The organism is Methylotenera versatilis 79 (genome assembly GCF_000384375.1).
Lineage (GTDB): Bacteria > Pseudomonadota > Gammaproteobacteria > Burkholderiales > Methylophilaceae > Methylotenera_A > Methylotenera_A versatilis_B.
On sequence record NZ_ARVX01000001.1, the window covers coordinates 1,761,238 to 1,775,965 of the forward strand.

9 protein-coding genes are annotated in these 14,728 nt (G+C 44.1%); 5 read left to right on the forward strand and 4 right to left on the reverse strand.

Annotated elements, in window-relative coordinates:
- Nucleotides 1-15: 15 nt before the first annotated feature.
- The 4 genes from METVE_RS0108645 to METVE_RS0108665 form a co-directional block, all read right to left on the reverse strand.
- On the reverse strand, nt 16-3,135 hold the full coding sequence (locus METVE_RS0108645; RefSeq protein ID WP_020168073.1) for an efflux RND transporter permease subunit: 3,120 nt from the start codon (nt 3,133-3,135) through the stop codon (nt 16-18).
- An 83-nt stretch (nt 3,136-3,218) separates the two neighbouring features.
- On the reverse strand, nt 3,219-4,838 hold the full coding sequence (locus METVE_RS0108655; RefSeq protein ID WP_020168075.1) for an efflux RND transporter periplasmic adaptor subunit: 1,620 nt from the start codon (nt 4,836-4,838) through the stop codon (nt 3,219-3,221).
- 2 nt (nt 4,839-4,840) lie between these two features.
- The gene (locus METVE_RS0108660; RefSeq protein WP_020168076.1) at nt 4,841-6,148 is read right to left on the reverse strand and encodes a TolC family protein; all 1,308 of its coding nucleotides are present in this window, start codon (nt 6,146-6,148) and stop codon (nt 4,841-4,843) included.
- A gap of 85 nt (nt 6,149-6,233) precedes the next feature.
- Complete coding sequence (locus tag METVE_RS0108665) at nt 6,234-6,749, reverse strand: hypothetical protein (protein WP_020168077.1); 516 nt, start codon at nt 6,747-6,749, stop codon at nt 6,234-6,236.
- A 298-nt stretch (nt 6,750-7,047) separates the two neighbouring features.
- Between METVE_RS0108665 and kdpF the strand changes: the two genes are divergently transcribed.
- From kdpF to METVE_RS0108690, 5 genes are all read left to right on the forward strand, one after another.
- On the forward strand, nt 7,048-7,125 hold the full coding sequence (gene kdpF, locus METVE_RS12905) for a K(+)-transporting ATPase subunit F (RefSeq protein WP_255349064.1): 78 nt from the start codon (nt 7,048-7,050) through the stop codon (nt 7,123-7,125).
- Complete coding sequence (gene kdpA / locus METVE_RS0108675) at nt 7,125-8,933, forward strand: potassium-transporting ATPase subunit KdpA (protein WP_020168079.1); 1,809 nt, start codon at nt 7,125-7,127, stop codon at nt 8,931-8,933. The genes kdpF and kdpA overlap by 1 nt, the downstream gene beginning before the upstream one ends.
- Nucleotides 8,934-8,965: 32 nt before the next feature.
- Nucleotides 8,966-11,062 (forward strand): potassium-transporting ATPase subunit KdpB, encoded by a 2,097-nt coding sequence (gene kdpB / locus METVE_RS0108680; protein ID WP_020168080.1) that lies wholly within the window; start codon nt 8,966-8,968, stop codon nt 11,060-11,062.
- A gap of 33 nt (nt 11,063-11,095) precedes the next feature.
- Entirely contained in the window at nt 11,096-11,704 is a 609-nt protein-coding gene (gene kdpC, locus METVE_RS0108685) for a potassium-transporting ATPase subunit KdpC (protein ID WP_020168081.1), read from the forward strand.
- Between the two features lie 84 nt (nt 11,705-11,788).
- Nucleotides 11,789-14,719, forward strand: a complete 2,931-nt coding sequence (locus METVE_RS0108690) for a DUF4118 domain-containing protein (RefSeq protein WP_020168082.1) — start codon at nt 11,789-11,791, stop codon at nt 14,717-14,719.
- Nucleotides 14,720-14,728 lie beyond the last annotated feature (9 nt).

Genomic DNA, 14,728 nt, shown 5'->3' on the forward strand with positions numbered 1-14,728 from the left:
CTAGTTTCAGAGCTACTAATCTTGAGTTCGATAAAACAATCGATATAAAACTGGTAATACCAGTAAAGTTAACAGTGTCGATGACCAGATTCCGCCAATTACCACTGTCGCCAAAGGTCGTTGTACTTCGGCGCCAGTTCCTGTAGCGATTGCCATTGGCACAAAACCTAACGATGCCACAAGCGCAGTAATCAAAATAGGGCGTAATCGACTGATACTGCCTTGCTGAATCGCCGCATCAATGGGCTTGCCATCCGCAATCAACTGGCGAATAAAGCTGATCATCACTAAACCATTCAACACCGCCACGCCAGATAAGGCGATAAAGCCGACACCTGCGGAAATCGACAAAGGTAAATCTCGCAGCCACAACATCAGCAAGCCACCTGTTAGCGCAAACGGGATGCCTGTAAAAACAATTAAGCCGTCTTTGATATTGTTGAACATGGCATACAACAATATAAATACCAGCAATAAAGCCAATGGTACGACTAGCTGCAAGCGTTGGCTGGCAGATTGTAATTGCTCAAACATGCCGCCCCAATTTATCCAATAACCAGTGGGTATTTTGACTTCCTCGCCGATACGTTTTTGCGCTTCTGCTACATAGCTGCCAATATCGCGGTCGCGTACATTAGCGGTAATCACAACATTGCGCTTGCCATTTTCGCGGCTAAATTGGTTGGCGCCATGTGCAATATCTATGCTGGCGACTTCGCCCAATTGTAAATAAACAGGTGCATTGCTATTGCTGGCGATTTTAATCGGCAAGCGTTTGAACGCTTCAATATCGGCTCTGGTTTCATCATCCAGGCGCACCACGATATCAAACCGTTTGTCGCCTTCAAACAAAGTGCCTGTTTCGCGTCCGTTCATGGCGATAGAAATGGCATCTTGCACATCAGCTACATTTACGCCTAAACGTGCTATTTTCTGGCGGTCGATATTCACAGTTAAAATTGGCAAGCCAGTCGTTTGTTCTACCTTAACGTCTTCACCGCCTTGAATAGTAGCCAGCACTTTTGCAATTTCTTCAGCCGATTCATGCATGACTGCCATATCGTCACCAAACACTTTTACGGCAACATCACTGCGCACGCCTGAAATCAATTCATTAAAGCGCATTTGAATGGGTTGCGTAAACTCGTAATTATTGCCTGGCACATGCGCAACTGCTTTTTGCATCTGGGCGACTAATTGATTTTTGGTTAAGCTTGGATTCGGCCATTCAGCGCGGGGTTTAAGCATCACAAAATTATCTGCCACGCTTGGCGGCATCGGGTCGCTGGCAATTTCAGCGGTGCCCAATTTGGCAAATATCCTGTCTACCTGTGGAAAACCTTTAATCGTATGTTCCAGCTCTTTTTGCATTTCCACTGCTTGGCTCAAACTGGTGCCGGGAATTCGTAATGCATGCAGCGCAATATCGCCTTCATTTAAGCTTGGCACAAATTCGCTGCCCATGCGACTGGCTAATAAACCGCTTAATAGCACAGAAACAATAGCGATTGTGATAACTAATGCCTTATTCGTCATTGCCCATTGCAAGATGGGTGAGTATGCTTTTTTTACCCATCCTATTAACGGTTGTTCTGTTTCTTTTACTTTGCCATTAATGAATAAGGCGACTGCGGCAGGAATAAAAGTCACCGATAACAACATTGCGCCTACCAAAGCAATCACCACAGTAAATGCCATCGGGTGAAACATTTTGCCTTCCACACCGGTTAACGCAAAAATAGGCAGATAAACGGCCATAATGATTAATTGCCCAAATATCAGCGGTTTTTTCGCTTCCTGCGCAGCGGTGAATATTTCCTCAAATCGTTCGGATTGGCTCAGTGTTCGGCCCAGTTTTGTTTGGGCATGTGCAAGGCGACGCATACAATTTTCTACAATCACAACGGCGCCATCGATAATAATGCCAAAATCCAAAGCACCTAAACTCATTAAATTTGCACTGACTTTGCCAGTTAACATGCCAGAAAACGTGAAAAGCATGGAAAGTGGAATCACCAGCATGGTAATGATGGCGGCACGCATATTACCTAAAAAGATAAACAATACGGCAATCACCAGCAATGCGCCTTCCAGCAAATTGGTTTTAACCGTATGGATGGCTTTGTCGATTAAAGTCGTTCGGTCATAAACAGTTTTGGCGACAATGCCAGTAGGTAAGGTCTGGTTGATTTTTTGTAATTGCGCCTCAACCGCCGCAGAAACCGTGCGACTATTTTCGCCTGTGAGCATATACACCGTGCCTAAAACGACTTCTTGCCCATTTTCAGTGGCGGCACCATCGCGTGATTCATTACCGATGATCACTTCCGCTACATCTTTCACGCGCACAGGCACACCAGATTTCGCATCGACGACAATATTGCCAATATCATCCAGATTGTTGACTTGCCCTGGCACGCGAATCAAATATTGCTCGCCAGATTTTTCAATATAACCAGCGCCAATATTGGCATTGTTTTTTTCTAATGCATTAACTAGGTCATTTAAAGATAAGCCTCTAGCGATTAAACTATCGGTTTGCGGCGCTACTTGATATTGCTTAACGTAACCACCAACGGTATTAATATCGTTCACACCAGGCACATTGCGCAATTGCGGTTTGACAATCCAATCTTGCACTTCACGCAAATCCATTGGACTGTAAGGCGTGCCGTCGGCTTTTAATGCACCTTCTTTGGCCTCAACTGTCCACATAAAAATCTCGCCCAAACCTGTAGAAGTAGGTCCCAGTTTCGGCAGAATACCTGCGGGCAATTGTTCTTTTGCTTGATTGATGCGCTCATTCACCAATTGCCGTGCAAAGTAAATATCCGTCCCTTCTTTGAAAACGACGGTCACCTGTGACAAGCCATAGCGCGAGATTGAGCGGGTTTGATCCAATTTAGGCAAGCCGGCCATGGCGACTTCAATCGGGTAAGTGATACGTTGTTCTGTTTCCAGCGGCGCATAACCAGGCGCAGCCGTATTAATCTGCACCTGAATATTAGTAATATCTGGCACGGCATCAATCGGTAATTTCTGGTAACTGAAAATACCAAGTACGGCGACACCAAGCACAATCAACATCACCAACCAACGCTGATGAATAGAGAATCGAATCAGTTGATCAAACATGCTGTTGTTCCTTTGACGATTTTCTAGCCAGTTTAGATTTGGCTAGATTTGGTTCTGCTTGAGTAGATTTAACCTGACTAGATTTAATGGTCATGACTTGCTCCTGCCTTGCCAATATCCGCTTTGATTAAAAAGCTATTACCTGCAGCATATTTTTCACCAATACTTAACCCTTCAATTACCTCAATATTTTGCGCATCACGACGACCCAATTTAATCGGCCTTGCTTCAAAATATTCACTATATCGACCAAATACCACCGTCCAATCTCTTAGCGTTTGAATACCTTCTGCAGAAACAGCCAGCGGTACTTCTACCTCATCTGCAACCAACTCAATATTCACAGGCAAGCCAGGCAGCCAAGATTGATTCGGATTGTTTAACACCACTCGTGCCATTGCAGTGCGAGACTGTTCGCCAACCAGCGCACTCACATACGCAATTGTGCCAATGGCTTGCGCATCAAACGCCGTGGCTTTAATAGTGACTTTTTGCCCCGTTTTTACCGTATTAATGTCTTTGGCATAAATGGTCATTTCTGCCCAAACGGTGCTTAAATCTGCTATTTCAAACAAGCTGTCAGCTTCACTGACGATTTGACCAAGACTGATTTGTTTATTGGTCACCACGCCATCTATAGGTGAACGCAATTCATAACGCGATAGGCCATTTGTATTAGAACCAGCACCAATCGCACCTAGTTTTTGCTGAATGCGTTGACTGTTGATTTCTGCTTCTTGCAAATTATATTTCGCTTGTAAATAGTCTTGTTCAGCAGAAATTTTTTCTTCCCATAATTGCTTTTCACGATGGTAAGTTGCGCGTGCTAAGCCTACTCTTTTTTGAGCGGCCAATGCATCACTGCGCATCTCTGCGATTAGCTGGCTGGAAATAGTTGCCAGCACTTGCCCCTTGCGTACCTTGTCGCCAGCATTTGTTTTAACCGATTCAACAATACCGCTAACACGCGGTACGATATGCACGCTTTTATCGGCATTTAATTTAATCTCACCTTGTAAAAGTAGTGTGCTTTTGATTTTTGCGGGGCCAGCAGTTAACACTTCAATGCTATTAATTGTCAGTTGCTTATCGGTCAATTTGACTCTGGCTTCAATTTGTTCATAGCCAAACTGATGGCTTTTATCCGCATATTGAGCATTAATCTTCACCTTGAATGAATGCGGTTCTTCAATAATGGCATTGCCTTTCAAGTAATCATTTTCCTGTACAAAATCAATCAATTGCGGTTTTCTGCCTAATCTTTCTAACTGGATACTGAGGCGAGATAATTTGGGATTAAGCGGTTGATTATTTTCATAGGTATATACCCGAAATTCGGGCGGTGTATTTTGCTCAAAGATAGTCACCTCAACGCTGTAATCATCTTGGCTAAACAATTTGCCGCCATGCGGGCCTTTGATGATTTCTTTGGTTTGCGGCACGTGCTCATCCATGTGCGCATCCTTGATTAAAGACGAAGGTGCTGAAGGTAAATGATCTTTTGCATGGTCATGTCCTGGTTCGCCATGTTTAGGCCGTTCATCAGCCCGCTCCATTTCACTATGTTCTGCCTCACCATGCGTATCTTCAGATTGTTTTGGCTTATCTGAAAGCAGGATAAATGCAGCCAGAATGATGCCAATAGCGACAACTACAATGATGGCGAACCATTGTTTATTGGATTTATAAAGATTGAATGACATGATTACTCCTGTGACTTTTCTGATTGGTGATCTACAACATCACCCAAAATGCGTTCTATTTCTGCCACTGCTTCATGGGCATCTAATAGTGAATTGATATATTGAGATTTGGCTTGAACCAGTGTGCGTTGTGCGTCCAGTACATCCAGAAAATTGAATTTACCTGCGTTAAAACCTTTATTGGCCGCATCAAAAGCACTTTGAGCGCTTGGCAATATGTCGACTTTGAGTGATTCTGCCGCTTGTCTGGCAGCATTTAATCGCTCGTATTGGCCTGATAAATTCGCCTCGAGCTGGTTTTTGAGTGCGACTAATTCGTCTTGCGCCTTGTATTGGCGACTGACCGCTTCCTGCAAATTGCCTTGGTTGCGATCAAAGACTGGGATAGGAATAGATAAGCCCAATAAAGCTTGATTGATGCCGCCAAGCTCTTGGTTGTTCACGACGCCAGCGCTAATGGTGATATTCGGCGTGCCTTTGCTACGCTCAACTTTTGTCAGCGCACTGCGCGAATCAATTTCAATATTTGCCAATTTTACGGCTGGTGCATTATCCAGTTGGCTAGTTAATGCACTAAAAGCGGCCATTTTAGGAATGAAAGTGACATCGCCTTCGACACGTTCAAATACAGGCAGTGCGCTGCCCCATAATGTGGCTAAACGTTTGCGGGAGTTGGTTAATTGCGTATTAGCTTGGTTGAATTCAATTTTTGCACTGGCTTCTGCGATTTTTGACTTGGTTTCTTCTACTGGTGAGCTCTTACCAGCTTTTACACGCTTACTGGCAGCATCGCGCGCTAGTTCAGCAATATCGAGTGAGGACTTTGCCAAGGTTAATCGTTCCTGCGCGATTAAAACCGTATAAAAGGCCGTGATAACGTTGGCGTGGATCTCCGCTTTTTTACTGGCTAACTCCGCTTCAGCTTTGGTATAAAAAGAGTCAGCCGCTTCTATTCTCGCTTCCCGTTTGTTGCCAAGCTCAATCTCTTGGTTAAACTGTAAAAAAGTTTGCCTGTTGGCGCTGCGCGTATCTTGAATCGAAGTGGATAGTGATGGATTTGGCCTAGTGGCGGCTTGTGCCTTAATGCCTTCGATTGCCTCACGCTCGCGTATGGCGACAGCAATTTCAGGGTTGGCGTTAAGGGCTAAATTTAACGCATCTTTTAAGGTTAACTGCGTCGCTGGTATGCTTGACTGCAGTACAGGCGCATAGGAATCAGCAAAAATGACAGTTGAATTGCCGATGAATAATAGCGATATCAATATGTTTTGAATGCCGAATCGTAGACATTTTGGTGATGGGAATTGCATAACGCACTCCTGCAGAAATCTAATACAAACTTAAATAAAACCTGCGATATGGCATTGCCATACGTAGGAAATTAAAGGATTGAAATTAGAGTTGCGGTGGTGCGCGCGAAGCGGGAAGGCGGCGCTTAAGCGGTTGGAGAGGGGTTAAACTTAATAGGAAAAATTGCCTTAAAACAGAGGTTAAGGCAAAGGGAAAACACAGGAAAAACAATACAAGCAAGCTGGCAACAACCAAAAAAGTTGAATCGACACCTTGTGTAATACCGGATGCGACTGAAATGGTATGCGTTGCATGCGGAATTGAAGATAAGAAACTAGCATCTAAATGCTCAGAACTAGTATCTGTTGAGTGCAGATGCGTTAGCTCAATCGCCATTTCTTCATGTGCATCACCGACATGAAAACCTGTGTTTTGAATGGGATGCTCAGCATTTAAATGCGCGTGAATAAAAGGCGTAAAAACCTGCAGTAGTGCAAAACACAGCACTATCAAATACACAACAAAATTAGCTTTTACGCGCAACATGCCTGCAATATAACATTGATTCAATCGTGCTGACAATACATTTAATAGCAAGCACTTAGCTATTTTATTGGGCATTTTAGTTGCCGATACTTAACACTAAATTTAGCTCAAAAATCTACTTAACTGGATATTTATCCCAGCCAAAAACGTTTCACTAAAATACAGCATTTTTACACTTTCTTTACGCTTACCGTATCAGTCATTACGACATTTTTATTTGCTTAGGCCTAACATTGCCGTTTGTTAATAACGAATATTAATTGAATGCGACTATGGATCTTCTCAGTATTTGTTTGATATTGGCTTATATGGCGATATGCATTTTAACGCTTGATCTACTTGTGAATCTGGAAGGTAAAAAATGACGGTGATGATGTGGTTAAGTGGCGCGTTAGCGCTATTTATGTTGGTTTATTTGTTTTATGTATTAATTAAACCGGAGAATTTTTGATGCTATCGAATGCTGGATTTTTTTCTAATGTCATCGTCCAAGTGGGTTTGTATCTCACGGTTTTACTGCTGATTACTAAGCCGATGGGTATTTGGATTTACAAAGTAATGCATGGCGAATCGGCTATCGCAAATAAAGTTGGCGGTCCAGTTGAGCGACTTATTTACCGTGGTTTGGGTGTTAAGCCTGAGCAGGAAATGCACTGGAAGCATTATGCAGTCGCATTAATGCTATTCAACGTTGTTGGCATTGCATTTGTATATTTGCTACAACGCTTGCAATTTTCATTACCACTTAATCCACAACAATTTGCAAATGTGAGTGTCGATTCAGCATTTAATACCGCAGTTAGCTTTGTGACGAATACCAATTGGCAAGGTTACGCAGGTGAATCGACCATGAGTTATTTGACGCAAATGCTGGCGCTTACGGTGCAGAATTTTCTATCAGCGGCGACAGGTTTGGCTGTAGTCATCGTGCTTATTCGTGGTTTCGCACGCCATAACGCAAAAACTATCGGTAATTTTTGGGTGGATATCACGCGTTCTACTTTGTATATTTTGTTACCGCTGTCTTTTATTTTTGCAATCGTATTGATGAGTCAAGGTGTGATTCAAAACTTTGATGCCTACAAGCAAGTGACGACTTTGCAACCAACTAGTTATTCAGTCGCAAATGAAGTTGGCGAGCAAGTTGCTCAAACTATCACTACGCAAACATTAGCAATGGGCCCAGTCGCTTCGCAAGAGGCGATTAAGATGCTCGGTACCAATGGCGGCGGATTTTTCAATGCCAACTCTGCACATCCGTTTGAAAATCCAACGCCACTTTCTAATTTCTTGCAAATGTTGGCAATCTTTTTAATCCCTGCAGGCTTATGTTTTACGTTTGGCTTGATGGTTGGCGACAAACGACAAGGTTGGGCAGTATTTTCGGCCATGGCGATTGTATTTGTAGTGATGGTTGGCGTAGCGATTTGGGCAGAACAGGCAGGTAATCCAGCGCTAACAAATAGCGGTGCTGACCAATCCGTCATCGCTTCGACATCAGGCTCACCATTGCAATCTGGCGGCAATATGGAAGGCAAAGAAACGCGTTTTGGCATTGTAGCGTCCAGTTTATTTGCCACCGTGACCACCGCGGCATCTTGCGGCGCGGTTAACGCTATGCACGATTCGTTTACGCCAATTGGCGGCTTAGTGCCAATGTGGTTAATGCAACTGGGTGAAGTGATTTTTGGCGGCGTGGGCTCTGGGCTTTACACCATGCTGATTTATGCAGTCTTAGCCGTATTTATCGCTGGCTTGATGATTGGCCGCACGCCTGAATATCTAGGCAAAAAGATTGAGATATTCGATATGAAGATGACGGCGATCATTATCTTAGTCACACCGTTAATCGTATTAATCGGCACTGCGCTTGCAGTCAGTATCGCCTCTGGCACTGTCGGCATTGCAAATCCTGGCGCGCATGGCTTTAGCGAGATTTTATATGCACTGTCATCTGCTGCCAATAATAACGGTAGCGCATTTGCTGGCTTATCTGCCAATACACCGTTTTACAACATCTTATTAGCCATCGCGATGTTTGCAGGTCGTTTCGGCATCATTCTGCCAGTGTTGGCAATTGCAGGTTCTATGGTGGCTAAAAAACGCATTCCAGTGAGTTTGGGCACTATGCCTACGCACGGGCCGCTATTTGTCACGTTGTTGATTGGTGCTGTGATACTGGTAGGCGCATTGACTTATATCCCCGCATTGGCACTTGGGCCGATTGTTGAGCAGTTGCTGATGGTTGCTGTTCATTAATCGCCGAAATAGAAAAAATTGAGGAAAAAATAATGTTAAGTTTAAAAACACTGTTTGACCCAGCTTTAGTCAAACCAGCGATTGCCGATTCGTTTAAAAAATTGGCGCCGCAAACACAGTGGCGTAACCCCGTCATGTTTGTGGTGTATTTGGGTAGCATTTTAACCACGCTGATATTGCTGCAAGCTTTATTTAGCAAAGCAGATGCACCAATAGGCTTTATTGCGCTAGTGACTTTATGGCTGTGGTTTACTGTGCTATTCGCCAACTTTGCCGAGGCGATGGCAGAAGGGCGCAGCAAAGCACAAGCGGCTTCATTACGCAGTGCCAAGAAAAACGTAGTCGCTAAAAAACTGGCATCGGCATCACGCGATTCAGCAATAGCACTGACCGATAGTAGCAGCTTGCGCAAAGGCGATATTTTACTGATAGAAGCAGGCGATATGATTCCTGCCGACGGTGAAGTGATTGATGGTATCGCCTCAGTGAATGAGGCGGCGATTACTGGTGAATCTGCACCGGTTATTCGTGAATCTGGTGGCGACTTTGGTGCAGTAACAGGCGGCACGCAGGTATTATCCGATTGGATAGTGGTGCGCGTGACAGTGAACCCGGGCGAAGCGTTTTTGGACCGCATGATTGCTATGGTGGAAGGCGCAAAACGCCAAAAAACACCCAATGAAATTGCATTAACGATTCTTTTGGTCGCATTAACCATCGTGTTTTTATTGGTGACAGTGACTTTGTTGCCGTTCTCAATCTTTGGCGTATCAGCATCAGGTGGCGCAGGTTCGCCACCGAGTATCACCGTGCTGGTTTCACTATTGGTATGTTTAATTCCAACCACTATTGCAGGTTTGTTGTCTGCGATTGGTGTAGCGGGTATGAGCCGTATGATGCAAGCGAATGTGATTGCGACTTCTGGCCGTGCAGTAGAAGCGGCGGGCGATATAAACGTGTTGCTATTGGATAAAACAGGCACGATTACTTTGGGCAATCGCCAAGCTTCTGCGTTTATTTCAGCAGATGGTGTAACGGAGCAAGCGTTGGCAGATGCAGCACAATTGGCATCGCTGACCGATGAGACACCAGAAGGCCGCAGCATTGTGGTGTTGGCAAAAAACCGCTTTAACATTCGTGAGCGGGATATTGCATCGCTTCATGCCAAATTTATTGCGTTTACCGCGCAAACCAGAATGAGTGGGGTGGATTTGCAAGATGGCGACGGGCTGGATTCTGATAAGCACGGTCGGCAAATCCGTAAAGGTGCGGCCAGTGCAATCAAGTTACACATTGAAGCTTTAGGTGGTGTATTTTCAACTGAAATGAGCCAAAAAGTAGATGAAGTAGCGCGTCGCGGCAGTACGCCGTTAGTGGTTTCAGATGGTGACAAAGTGCTTGGCGTGGTTGAGCTTAAAGATATTGTAAAAGGCGGTATTAAAGAGCGCTTTGCCGAGCTACGTCGCATGGGTATCACAACCATTATGATTACCGGCGATAACCGATTAACCGCTGCTGCGATTGCCGCAGAAGCTGGTGTGGATGACTTTTTAGCAGAAGCCACTCCAGAGGCAAAATTAAAGCTGATTCGCGAACATCAAGCGGAAGGTAAACTGGTAGCCATGACCGGTGACGGTACCAATGACGCACCAGCTTTAGCCCAGGCCGATGTTGCAGTCGCCATGAATACTGGCACTCAAGCCGCAAAAGAAGCGGGCAATATGGTGGATTTAGACTCTAACCCGACCAAATTGATTGAAATTGTGGAGATTGGTAAACAAATGCTGATGACGCGCGGTTCGCTCACTACATTCAGTATTGCCAATGATGTGGCTAAATATTTTGCGATTATCCCCGCCGCATTTGCCAGCACTTATCCAGCATTAAACACCTTAAATGTGATGCATTTGGGCAGCCCAAACTCGGCCATTCTTTCTGCGGTGATATTTAATGCGCTGATTATTATTGTATTAATACCACTGGCCTTAAAAGGTGTGGCTTACAAGGCGGTTGGCGCACAACAGTTATTACGCAGAAACTTATTGATTTACGGACTTGGTGGTTTGATTGTGCCGTTTATCGGTATCAAGGCAATTGATTTGGTACTGACTTCCGTTGGTTTTGCTTAAAAATAGCCTAAGAATTTTAATAAAGGATTCATCATGGAAAATAGTTTAAAAAATATAACATTACAAAGCGTCAGGCCAGCATTGGTTTTATTTGTGATACTAAGCATCATTACAGGTATCGTTTATCCATTACTCACTACAGCAGTAGGTCAATCGGTCATGCCAGGGCAAGCCAATGGCTCGCTGATTACGCAGGGCGATCAAGTCATTGGCTCAAGCTTGATTGGCCAAAACTTTACTGAAGCTAAATACTTTTGGGGGCGCCCATCTGCTACTGGGCCTTATCCCAACAACGGCGCGGCTTCATCTGGTTCAAATCAGGGGCCGTTAAATCCTGCATTAGCAGAAGCCGTTAAAGGCAGGGTTGTAGCGTTAAAAGCGGCTGATCCAGATAATACATTACCAATCCCTGTAGATTTAGTTACTGCATCCGCTAGTGGATTAGACCCAGAAATTAGCCCTGCAGCAGCGAATTACCAAGTGAACAGAATCGCCAAAGCTAGAGAGTTAACGGTGGAAACGGTGCAAAAACTAATCGCAGAAAACACCAAGGGACGGCAATGGGGTGTGTTCGGTGAGTCACGTGTGAATGTATTGCAGTTGAATATTGCATTGGACAAATTAACTGCTATTCAGCCATAGTAAGCAATGTTGTTTTTAGCTATTCATTTTTAATTAAATCCTATTAATTAATCCCTAGAGTCAAACTTACAATAAGACATAGACATGGCTGAATCAGAATCCAATTTAGAGTTTCGCCCAAATCCAGACCAGCTGCTGCAAAAGATTAATCAAGAAGCTGAAAAAGAAAAACGCGGCCGTTTAAAGATATTCTTTGGCGCGTGCGCGGGTGTGGGTAAAACTTTCGCCATGCTCAATGCGGCGCACAGCTTACAATTAAAACCCCAGCAATCACAAAGCCAGCAGTCACAAAGTGTAGACGTGATTGTGGGTATTGTAGAAACGCATGGTCGCGCTGGCACGGCCGCACAACTGTTAGGTTTAACGGTATTGCCGTTAAAAACGTTTCATTATCGTGAGCGTGAATTAAAAGAGTTTGATTTAGATGCCGCATTAGCGCGCAAGCCCGATTTGATTTTGGTGGATGAGCTTGCGCATTCTAATGTGGAAGGTTCGCGCCACCCCAAGCGCTGGCAAGATGTTGAAGAATTATTAGCCGCAGGAATCGACGTATTTACCACGCTGAATGTGCAGCATCTAGAAAGTCTTAACGACATTGTTGGTCAAATCACAGGTGTTCGCGTCAGTGAAACTGTCCCCGATAAAGTATTTGATGATGCGGATGAAGTGACCTTGGTGGATTTGCCAGCAGATGAATTGTTGCAGCGATTGCAAGAAGGCAAAGTGTATCAATCTCAACAAGCAGAGCGCGCCAGCAAAAGTTTTTTTCGCAAAGGTAATTTAATTGCGCTACGCGAAATGGCACTAAGACGCACGGCTGACCGCGTCGATTCGCAAATGCGCGAATACCGGACTAATTCGTCTATCCAACAAGTGTGGCAGGCAAAAGACAGGTTGTTGGTTTGTGTAGGTACAGGGCCAGAGGCTGAGCGTTTAGTGAGGGTGGCGGCTAGATTGGCGCAAAGTTTAAAATCGGATTGGTTGGCGGTTTATGTAGAAACGCCACAATTACAGCGATTATCAAATGCAGCACGCGACAGCATTTTAAAAACCTTAAAACTAGCCGAAACCTTAGGCGCAGAAACGGCGACTTTAAGTGGTACTAATGTCGCCAGTGTTGTATTGAGTTATGCCCGCAGTCGTAATGTGTCGAAGTTGGTAGTAGGTAAATCGACACGTTCGACATTTGCGCGCTTAATCATGCCTGGCGTGATTGACAACTTAACCAGTCAGGCGACTGATATTGATATTCACGTGGTTTCACGCGAAAAAACCTTGGCAGAAAATGGTGTACAAGCTTTAGGTGCTCACAAAGATACTCCGCAAGACATTCAATCTAATAGTCTGCATGCCGATTATCCACATCAATTACATCATGAGCCCAAACTGCATGGCTATTATTGGGCTGCGACTGCATGCGCTGGCACTTCGTTATTGGCGGCATTGATTTTGCCTTATTTTGAATTATCCAATTTGGTGATGGTATTTTTGCTTGGCGTCATACTTGTCTCATCCAAATTTGGTAGAGGGCCAGGCATTTTTTCATCCTTTATCAGCGTGGCTAGTTTTGATTTCTTTTTTGTCACACCAAGATTTTCTTTTTCTATCGCCGATACCGAATATTTGCTGACCTTTGCGGTGATGTTTGTGGTGGCATTAGTGATCAGCAATTTAACCTCGAACTTGCGTTATCAAGCGGTGGTTGCAATGCGGCGCGAAAAACGCAGTCGCGCTTTGTATGATTTAGGTAAGTCGCTAGCATCATCATTGACCGCAGAACATATCATCGAAATCAGCACGCATCACTTAACCGGTATTTTCCAATCAAAAGTGGCCATATTGCTGCCCGATAAACAAGAGAAAATCGTACAGCCAACTTTAAATGATCAGAGTTTTAATGTTGATTTAGGTATAGCTCAGTGGGTTTACGATAATCAACAACAAGCGGGTTACGGCACCAATACTTTGCCATCATCGCCTGTTCTATATATTCCTTTGCAAGCACCGATGCGCACACGAGGCGTGTTGGCGATTGTGCCGAATAATGACGAAAACGATAAAGATAATGTTTCTGCAAAGTCCAAACGCCTGATTTTTTTACCAGAACAACGGCAATTATTAGATACATTCGCCTCTCAAATCGCCATCGCGATTGAACGTGTACATTATGTGGATATAGCGCAAAACGCTTTGGTTTCAATGGAATCGGAACGGTTAAGAAATTCTGTATTAAGTGCAATCTCACATGATTTAAACACACCGTTAACCACGATTGTAGCAACGGCTGGCCTGCTTAAGCAGCAATTGAATATGCCATCATTAACTAATAATAACCCGGCAGACCAAAAAAAACAGGAAGGCGAACGAAATGAATATGTTGATATGCTTTATGAGCAATCGATACGCATGAAAAATCTAGTCGTTAACTTGCTGGATATGGCGAGATTACAATCTGGAAAAGTGAAGCTCAATAAACAATGGCAAACGATAGAAGAAGTGGTCGGCACAGCTTTGCGCACCATGAAACAATCATTGGCAAAACACCATATTGTGATTGATCTAACGAATGCTTCTACGGGTGATTTACCTTTAATACAGTTCGATGCGGTGTTAATCGATCGCGTATTGTGTAATTTATTGGATAACGCCGCCAAATACGCGCCAGAAGGCAGTAAAATCATTATCAGTGCCAGAACAAATCATCAAGATGTGCTGGTTTCTGTGGCTGATGAAGGCCAAGGTTTACCAGCGAATGTGGAAGATCAAATGTTTGAAAAATTTACACGTGGTGAAAAAGAATCTGCCAAAGCTGGCGTTGGGCTTGGCTTGTCTATTTGCAAAGCCATTGTTGAAGCGCATGGCGGAAAAATCAGTGCGCACAATAGGTTAAGTTCTAGTGCAGTTGAAAATATCAGTCAAACCACAAAAAGCCATATTTCAGGCGCAATTTTTACTTTCTCATTACCTTTAGGCACGCCACCAAGCTTGCCTGATGATGAAGATTTGCATCATTAGTGGATACGT